Origin of the sequence: Micromonospora sp. ALFpr18c, assembly GCF_008868155.1 — a bacterium.
Taxonomy (GTDB): Bacteria; Actinomycetota; Actinomycetes; order Mycobacteriales; family Micromonosporaceae; genus Micromonospora.
Genome location: NZ_WBKR01000373.1, coordinates 1 through 1,783, shown reverse-complemented (window position 1 = coordinate 1,783; position 1,783 = coordinate 1). Strand labels below are relative to the sequence as shown.

The following is a 1,783-nucleotide window of genomic DNA, read 5'->3' as shown; positions in this document are numbered from 1 at the left end:
CGCGATCAGCTCGTCGAGCTTCGGCCGGGCGGTGTCCTTGCCCGAGGCCCGGTCGGTGAAGACCCGGTCGACGTCCACGCCGTCGAGCTGGCGCACGGTGTTCTGCTCGACGGCGCTGACCCTGACGCGGTTGACCTGGTGCGGCCGAATGTGGTGTTGGGGTCTACCCCAACACCACGGACACTGCCGCGCGCATGCTGTACCTGCTTCCGCCGCCCTTCATCCAGGAGACCTCGAACCTTGACATGACACTGTCAGTCGGTCATCCGCATCAGAGATCGCCGATGTTGCGCTGCAGCGCCGCGTCGGCGGTGCGTGGCAGGTGCTCACCCCACTGACCAACGCCGCAGTGTTCGAGTACATCCATCGCGCGGGTCAGCGCCCGGCCATCGTCGGCGGCCTGCCCGGCGGGGCGCAGCGGTTGGACGCGCGGCGTGCTTGGCGCTGACCATCGCCGGTCCAGCACCTCGCCACACGGCACCGAACGCCGAGACCGGCTATCAAGATTAATATTTGCGGTGCTGGGACAGCTACGCAAGCGTGGGGCCAGCACGACGCCCTCCTCCGCCGTCACCCTGCGGCGCACCGTGGCATGCCAAGATCAAATATTTGGCGGGCTGGGACATCTACCCAAGCGCGGGGCCGAGGTGGTGCGTCAGGTCGGCGACCCACAGCTTATTCGGGCGCGTCGCGGTGAAATCGCGTTTGACCAGGTCCACGAGGCCGGTCGGTCTCGGCGGCCGGGCGGGTTGCCGGGTCCTGTAATTCTGGTGAACCACGCCGCCCAGCTATCCGTTCTATCAACAGGATGGACTCACGGAAGGAAGACAATTCTCGCGGAAGTTTGTTTCACCAATGTTCATTCCAGCGCTATCGCGAGTGTGATGGGTATCCGCCCGACATAGGAAAATGCGACTGGAATATCAGTTCAATCGATCAAGTCTAGCGATTCGATGAAAGAGATGGCTGGCTTCGCGAGAGTCGATTTGAAGAGTACGTAGGCCATCGGGATGCGGCTAGCGTCAATTTCAACATGAAAGATGCCGAGATTGGAGGCGTGAAGTGGATATTGAACAGTCCAATTGGACTCCCCACCAATACGCAGATTCCTATATGCAGGCTGGGCGAAAGTCTTATTTGAGTGGAAACCAGGCAAATGCGGATATGCACTTCGCGTCGTGGGCCAATTTGGTTATTGACAACAATCTGTTTGACATGTACAACATGGATTCAGGGCAATTGAACCAAGGGGATCCTGACCGCCCGTCTCCAACTTACGATCCGTCTCTCCGTCGAGCTTGTCAGGTATATCGCAGGGTTGCTATGCAACGTGCCGCCGCCGCGACGTCTAGTAGCCCATATGCAGGTACTGATCGCCTCCCGGGCGCACAAGACAGGTATCCGCGCCCGCAGTCACATCAAAACCCGCAGGCACGCCGTCAACGTTAGCGGCCAGCAATTGGTGGATTGACGCGTATCCGGATGCGGCTTTCGGCTAATTCGCGTCAGGAGTGCGGAATATCGTAAATCGACGAGTTGGTGACGAAGCATTTCCTTCAGTCTAAACGGTTCAAATCGTTGAGTCGAACTCAAGGGACGATTGAGCCGCATCTCTAGTACGGCAGCCGCCATTTGCTAGTACGGCAGCCGCCATTTGCTAGTTGGCCAGGGCATAGTCTCGGTTGAGTCGGGTGCGTTGGTGGAACCAGCGTGCTCGGGCTTGGTGGCGGCGTCGCCAGTTGCGCCAGTGGGTGTCGTGGTCGGTGGGTTTCGGTCGGTGCCA

1 protein-coding gene and 1 pseudogene are annotated in these 1,783 nt (G+C 59.8%); both read right to left on the bottom strand.

The annotated features are described in order from the left end of the window. Nucleotides 1–150 (bottom strand): annotated as a pseudogene (locus tag F8271_RS34345) (recombinase family protein); the annotation flags it as partial. A gap of 121 nt (nt 151–271) precedes the next feature. Then, on the bottom strand, nt 272–466 hold the full coding sequence (locus F8271_RS31155; protein ID WP_151493355.1) for a hypothetical protein: 195 nt from the start codon (nt 464–466) through the stop codon (nt 272–274). Nucleotides 467–1,783: the final 1,317 nt, after the last annotated feature.